This is a genomic window from Ureibacillus sinduriensis BLB-1 = JCM 15800 (assembly GCF_000772955.1).
Taxonomy (GTDB): domain Bacteria; phylum Bacillota; class Bacilli; order Bacillales_A; family Planococcaceae; genus Ureibacillus; species Ureibacillus sinduriensis.
Genome location: NZ_JPVO01000034.1, coordinates 38401 through 45068, shown reverse-complemented (window position 1 = coordinate 45068; position 6668 = coordinate 38401). Strand labels below are relative to the sequence as shown.

Here is a 6668-nt window from a genome sequence, read left to right as displayed (position 1 = left end):
AACTTTCTCCCAGTTCAACAAGAATTGTCTTTTTGGACTGCTCTATTGGACAATTCCCCTTTATTTCAGCAAAAATTGTCTTTTCGGATTTCTCTAGGGCACAATGCAGTTCAAGGAAAGTGCAAGATTTTGGAAAAGGTATTTTAACTAAATACTTCGTTACTACTACTTCATCGAATTACTTAATAACAACATTGCCAACATATTGGGCATCCCCTCTATCAGTTTGAAGAATCGCCTCAATGGCATAATCACCTTTTTCTTTTGGTAAATAGAAAGAAAGATCAGTGACCTCTAAATCCAACTTTTTATCATTTTGCCAAAGCGAAACACTAAACTGTTCGGTCTTGAAATCGGCGTGTTCAAAAAGCATATCAACCTTTTCCCCTGCAAAGAAATAGATTGGTTGTTGCTGATGTGCCAAAGTTAAGATATTTTTTGTTTCTTTATCTATGGGGTTATTTCCTTCTCCACGCCAATTAATATTTGCTTCAACTAATTCTACTGATTTCATGTTGCTTTTACTGGAAAGTGTAACTGTGGGAGGCGAAAAATCATAATTTTCACCAATACATCCCGTTAATACCAAAACGATAATAAATCCGTAACTAAATTTAAGAAATGCTTTCACTTTGTACCTCTCTTGCTTGGCAATTTTTGAACTTCGCGCCGATTTTTTTCTTTGTTTGTTTTTACTTTCTAATCAAAATGATGGTGGCGTCACTGAAAATAGAATACTTGCTTCATAATCATTTTTATTAATCCATTTATGTTTCGTATAGGATGGTATTTTGACACTGTCACCAGTATTTAGCTCATATTCATCACCCATTAAATTTAAATGAATCGATCCTTCCAATACGAAAGCTACTTCTTCTCCTTTATGTGAAAGAAGTTCATCCGAAGAAGAACATCCAGGAGTTAATCGCATAATTGCAGTAGCGATTTGACTAGTAAAATCAGGTGATATTAGCTCATAATGAAGGCCGTCAATAGTCATCGACGTACGATTTTCTTTTCTTACAATCAATTCTTTTGTATCAATTTCATCCATTAAGAATGTAAATACTGGTACGTCCAAAACTTTTGCCAGTGACTTTAATGTTTGGATGGATGGATTAGCATTATTTTTTTCAATTTGGCTTAACATTGAAGGTGTTATTTCAGCTTTACTGGCAAGCTCTCTTAAAGAAAAGCCTCTATTTTTCCTTATGTCTTCAATTTTTTTACCGATTAATGTTTCTTTCATATCGCACCTCGTATTTATTAGGTTTAAATCTAAATAAATTTGTTAAATTCAGTTGAACACTCTGTATAAATGTGTTAATTTTAATTTAACATATTCAATATAGTTTAACTACTGTGAGGTGTTAAAGGTGATTTTTTCTTTTATTATAATGACGCTGTTTGTTGTTATGAGTCCTGGAATTGATACCGCACTAATTACTAAACGTACTATTGCAGACGGTAAATCAGCAGGATTTCAAATGGCATTCGGAATTACTGTAGGCTCCTTATTTCATACGGTTGCAGCCACATTAGGTTTATCTGCCCTTTTATTACAATCTTCTTTAACATTTAATATCCTGAAATTACTTGGAGCTATTTATTTAATTTTCTTAGGCATTAAAGCGATTTTACAAAAAAAGGATGACAATCAAAATAAAGATCCATTAAATGAAGTACGAAATAAATCAGCTTTTCAAGAAGGTTTGCTTTCAAATATTCTCAACCCAAAAGTAATCATTTTCTTTTTAACATTCCTACCACAGTTTGTAACGGATTCTGAGAATGTGATGGGACAGTTCTTGTTGATGGGATGTACCTATGCCTTATTATCCATCATTTGGTTTGTTGTATATGTAATATGTCTCCACTATATCCGTGAATGGTTGCTATCTCCGATTGTTCAAAATTGGATGGAAAAAGCAACAGGTGTCGTCTTAATAGGATTTGGCATTAAACTTTTATTCACAAAAGCAAATAGTGTATAAATTCCTTTGTAAGTTTGGTGCTGTAGTGCTGTTATGCATTGCAGCTTTTTTTATTGCTTATTATTTCTATCTTTATCATCTCACTAAAACGATATTTTAATATATTGACTTATTAGAGATGATGCTGAATTATATTGCCCGATTAATAAAGTGCAGCCGATTGCGAAATATTAAATAGTGAATTCCGAATTGTACTTAATAAACCATAATAAGTGCTATGCATTAAAATGGACCGATAATGAAAAAAAGCACGTTCCTTACTCAAGGAAAGCGCAATATAAATTAAGTTATTTATTAGAATACCTAGGGCGTTATTCAATTCAAGGACCAATAGTTGATATTCTAAATGGCGGTTCCTTTTGAAAGTTTATTTTTAATAATAAAGTATGTTAATATACCTAAGCTAATGTATATAATCAACATACCACTTCCCATTATTGTTGAAAATTTAAATCCGGTAGTTAGCGAGTATAAAATTAGGAATAGGTAGATTGTTAGAAACAAAATTCCCTTCTTTCTGTTCTTCACAATGACAGAAGTAATGATAGCCAATACTAAACTAGCAGTGAATAATTGACTCAGAAAAAGCATTATATACATCAAGATAGTACTCTCCAAAAAAATTCCCCTTTCTATGTAATTTTTTCAAATAAAAGTGATATTACAGTCCATCTAGGCTTAGTGCTGAAAAATTCATCATTCTACTCATGAATTGTGCTATTGTTGAAGTTCTTATGTACGCTGTCTGAATTGTCTAACACCCTCAATAATTTAGTTACGCTAATTGTTAGGTAGTGGATTTTGTGGTCTAGTTGGGCAATACTTGCAGCTAGGGTCACTGCATTTTGTTTCAGTCCAACAATTACAGTTTGGACAAAAATAAGCATCAAAATCATCATAATAAGCTAAATTATAGTTACACTTTGAACAAAATTGACTTCGGTCAATATGACCCTCAATTTCAATGCCATCAATGAATAGCTTATATGCTACTTCAACTATTTCATAATAACCTCCACAAAGATATTGGAAATAGCCTATCCTCAATCAATCAGCCAACTAAAACACATAACCCAACAAATTTTATCAAGAAGACTAGTTTTGAGGATATATCATTGGAACAACTAACTGTTTTGAGCTTTCATCAGTTCATAAATCTTACGAGCGGTGTTCACATTTCTTACAGTAACTTGTTTGTAGATCTTTGATCCGATAATCTTTGCCTTTCCACTTTTGGTACCATTTTTCTTGTCAATCGACCATAGAATCGCGCCTGGGACATATTTCACCGTGTCAATATTTGGTTTAATGACCAGATTCTCAAGTACAGATTCATCATCAATTTCATCCCATAAAAACATAACATCACTTGTCATTTCTTTGTCGTTTTTCCATGTGTCAGGTATAGCATTAATGATTCTTCTAACATCATCGAGGTTACGAATTACTACTTTAATTTGTAGTCCAAAGTCATTATATATCGCTTCCTCCAGAATACTTGATATTTCAGCTTTTGAAAGGTTATTGTAAGAAAATATAATATTTCCTGTATTGATGTATGTCACAACATCAATCATCCCAACTTGCTCAAATGTTTGCTTCAGCAACTTCATGTCAATTTTATTTTTTCCACCCACGTTAATCCCCCGTAGAAGAGCAATATAAACCATAACCTTTCTCCTTTCGATTATGCAAGTATGTCAATTGTAATCTAAGTAGCTTACTATTCTCGATTAAAACAGTGTCGATGGAATCCCAAATAGTTCCATCTAAATCAAAAATTATACTATCCAAAATATATCCCCCTAGCCTAATTTGCCTAATTTTAAGATTAATGACTTTTTTAAAACAAAATAAGCAATTATCTACTCCACCAAAAATACTTTACCATAAATATCCAATCTAATCGAAGATATTATTCGCTGCAAAAAATACTTTAATTCAAGAATAGCCCCTTTAATTGAATTGAATTGAGTTGTTGAAAACTATTGTTTTGTTTTTATGGATGACCATCTTGTTGAAAAAATTTACTTTACTGACTTCCTTCAAAAACGATTCTATGTTTCTGTAAGTAATTTAATATTAGTGTCGGATTTACCTCTATTATTTTGAATAGTAATGCTATTTCGCTTTTCTAGTTTTATTTGATAACATATCTGTTTTGCTCCATAGTATGGCTATACATGAAAAAAGACACTCTCCTTATTTTAAGGAAAGTGCCAACATTGGATTAAAATGATTATATTACTTGAGACACCGAAAAAATTATTTATATATCAAATTGTAAATTTGCTGGATCCAGCTTCTTACTTTTAACTTATGTTTTTCGTAACTTAATCCGTAATCTAATATTAAGTAATGTAATTCAATAGGTAATAGATGTAATTGAGAACGTATCAATGCATTGGCTTCTGCTTCTTCGTCTAATAAATATATTATTGTTTTTTTGTCGATTGAAATTAGCGATCGAGCAGAATATTCTATATTATTAATCTCAACTTCAATATGGCCCATAGCGTTAAGTCCACAACGAATATGTTCCCCGTAATTTGAGATAGTAAGTGAACCCTCAAAATTACTTAAGTGTTCTTCACTAATTAGATATAAATGAAAATAATTTTCTGCCAGTATTCTATTATGCTCTATATTAACATCATATACATCATAGCGAAATAATATGTTTCTTTTACCTTCTATAATTTCAGGTATATCATCCCATTTTATTTCAAAGGGACTTAATTTTTCTTTAACTAAATTGTTAATATTAGAATAATCTAATCCACAACCATAATTAAATAATAGTATCTCTTCCAACCTTATTTTGCACCCCATTTCGGTAATTCATTATGATGTATCTGACCGTATTGATATTTCAAAATTATCATCTCGAAGATGCCAATACGACGTGCTGTATTTCTGCTTGGGTTTAATTTAACAGGAAAGGGATATAATCACCCGTATCATCATTTAAAAAAATATATGTTTTCACCTTGACTAATTCCATTCCCAGTCAAATTTAAGTTGTATAACTTTTAGGAGTCACTTCATTCCTGATTAGCGCCCGATATTTTAGAAGGAATATAATTTTAATAGCTCATGTATTGATAAATTATTATCTGCTTTTATTTTAACAAAATACGGTAATTGCCACTTTTGAGTTACTATTGCTTGTTTGCTAGTAGGAGTATCCCAACTAGGATAGACTCTAATTGACATTTTCCCCTTTGTATTAGTGGTTTTAAGGATGTTTTGTTTTAGTAGAACTTCTTTTGGAAAAATAAATTGCCCAAAATCACCATTATTACTAAAAGTGTTTATTACTAGTAGATCAGTGGCATTATCATAAGAGAATGCTTGGTTATTATTATCTTCATTCTTTTCCCAAAAGGAAACAAACTGTCCTATTTTGGTAGGTGTTATTTTTGCGACTCTAAACCTAACAGTTTTAGAATTCAACTGAAATATTCCAGCTCCATAATCTGAATTTTGAGTTTCCTCTCGGATGTTTTCTATATTTAAATGATTAGGTTCATAAAGTAATTCATTTACATATGAAAGTACTTCATTAAATTTATTCATAGTTTTACTCCTTGTCCTATACTACGAATACCTGTATATCCTCTGCAGATTTGTTACCGCAATTGCTTATTAAAAAGCTTTATTTCACTATGAAAAAAAGCTTTATTTGTTACTTTGCCCGCTCTCCACCAACAATGCCGGATTGTTTATCTCTGACTATAACTGTCAACATATAAATACTGAATAACAAAATGATCGAAACCGTTATAGGCAGCCCGTATGAGGCTTTAATGTTAAATATAGTATTGCTTATAAGATGAAAACTGCTAAGGGTCAGCAAGAATCCTATGTATACTCGTTTATTCTTTGAATCTCCACTACCTTCCGCTTTATGGTATCCAACATATGTTGTGGACAGCCAAACGAAAACAGGAAGGTATAGTACTGATAAAATAATAAAAAGTTCCAATATTTCCACCACCTATACGAAACTACATCTAAACTAAAATATATAATTACCGATTAACTTTCCGGCACCGTATCCTATTAAAATTACTAAGAACCCTACCATTACATACAGGCTATATTTAATAAATTTACTATAGTTATCTTCATGATTTGTATTTTGCAATATAGTCAACTGCCTATTATTGTAATTAAAACTGCCTTTAAAAGAGAAACAAGATAATATAACCTTCTTATGCGTTAGTTCAGTTTATACCATCATCTTAGAAATGTATTTTGAAAAAGCGAAATGGTCACTATTACTGTTGATAATGTCCCCACAGATATTAAGGTCATCAATTTTAGTCCGTTCTTCTCTTTTGGAGCTTTCACAAGTTCTCGAGACACCGCAAGCCATAAAACAATAGATACGATAGCAACTATCGCGATAACATCTGTATCCATACATATGCCTCCCAACAATAAATTTCCACATTCAACCCAACTAAATTCCTTACATTACATACGGATTAGAATAATTAAAGTTTCAATCTTAAACAAGCTTTACCTTTAGCTGAAGTCGATTCTTCGAAATCTCTTCTTTATGCAATACTTTTTTATTCAAGTAAATGGCCGTTTGTTAAAGAGGCACAATTCCATTGTTAAGAATTGCACCCGATAGTGGAGTCACTCCCAATTTCTATAAGTAGA

General features: G+C 31.6%; 9 protein-coding genes. 1 reads left to right on the top strand and 8 read right to left on the bottom strand.

Annotation, left to right across the window (positions count from 1 at the left end; genetic code table 11):
- Positions 1-178: 178 nt before the first annotated feature.
- Positions 179-631, bottom strand: a complete 453-nt coding sequence (locus CD33_RS01905; protein WP_036197633.1) for a hypothetical protein — start codon at positions 629-631, stop codon at positions 179-181.
- A 72-nt stretch (positions 632-703) separates the two neighbouring features.
- Positions 704-1249: a helix-turn-helix domain-containing protein gene (locus CD33_RS01900; protein WP_036197632.1), complete on the bottom strand. Its 546-nt coding sequence runs from the start codon at positions 1247-1249 to the stop codon at positions 704-706.
- A gap of 130 nt (positions 1250-1379) precedes the next feature.
- Here CD33_RS01900 and CD33_RS01895 point away from each other — a divergent pair, with 130 nt between their 5' ends.
- A complete protein-coding gene (locus CD33_RS01895) occupies positions 1380-1994 on the top strand; it encodes a LysE family translocator (RefSeq protein ID WP_258516400.1) in 615 nt (204 codons plus the stop codon).
- A 1124-nt stretch (positions 1995-3118) separates the two neighbouring features.
- Here the strand turns inward: CD33_RS01895 and CD33_RS01885 are convergent.
- From CD33_RS01885 to CD33_RS01865, 6 genes are all read right to left on the bottom strand, one after another.
- Positions 3119-3664, bottom strand: coding sequence for a DUF1697 domain-containing protein (locus CD33_RS01885; protein WP_036197628.1), 546 nt, complete (start codon positions 3662-3664; stop codon positions 3119-3121).
- Entirely contained in the window at positions 3633-3788 is a 156-nt protein-coding gene (locus CD33_RS20390; protein WP_176400144.1) for a hypothetical protein, read from the bottom strand. Before CD33_RS20390 ends, CD33_RS01885 begins: the two co-directional genes overlap by 32 nt.
- Positions 3789-4259: 471 nt before the next feature.
- Positions 4260-4808 carry a hypothetical protein gene (locus CD33_RS19340; RefSeq protein ID WP_052129900.1) on the bottom strand — a complete coding sequence of 183 codons (549 nt, stop codon included), beginning with the start codon at positions 4806-4808 and terminating at the stop codon, positions 4260-4262.
- Between the two features lie 255 nt (positions 4809-5063).
- Positions 5064-5573: a MepB family protein gene (locus CD33_RS01875; RefSeq protein WP_036197627.1), complete on the bottom strand. Its 510-nt coding sequence runs from the start codon at positions 5571-5573 to the stop codon at positions 5064-5066.
- 109 nt (positions 5574-5682) lie between these two features.
- Positions 5683-5982 carry a hypothetical protein gene (locus CD33_RS01870; RefSeq protein WP_036197625.1) on the bottom strand — a complete coding sequence of 100 codons (300 nt, stop codon included), beginning with the start codon at positions 5980-5982 and terminating at the stop codon, positions 5683-5685.
- A gap of 254 nt (positions 5983-6236) precedes the next feature.
- Positions 6237-6422, bottom strand: coding sequence for a hypothetical protein (locus CD33_RS01865; RefSeq protein WP_036197624.1), 186 nt, complete (start codon positions 6420-6422; stop codon positions 6237-6239).
- Positions 6423-6668 lie beyond the last annotated feature (246 nt).

Coding starts and splice junctions, on each gene's coding strand:
- CD33_RS01900 (WP_036197632.1), bottom strand. CDS start 1,249: ATGAAAGAAACATTAATCGGTAAAAAAATTGAAGACATAAGGAAAAAT.
- CD33_RS01885 (WP_036197628.1), bottom strand. CDS start 3,664: ATGGTTTATATTGCTCTTCTACGGGGGATTAACGTGGGTGGAAAAAAT.
- CD33_RS01875 (WP_036197627.1), bottom strand. CDS start 5,573: ATGAATAAATTTAATGAAGTACTTTCATATGTAAATGAATTACTTTAT.
- CD33_RS01865 (WP_036197624.1), bottom strand. CDS start 6,422: ATGGATACAGATGTTATCGCGATAGTTGCTATCGTATCTATTGTTTTA.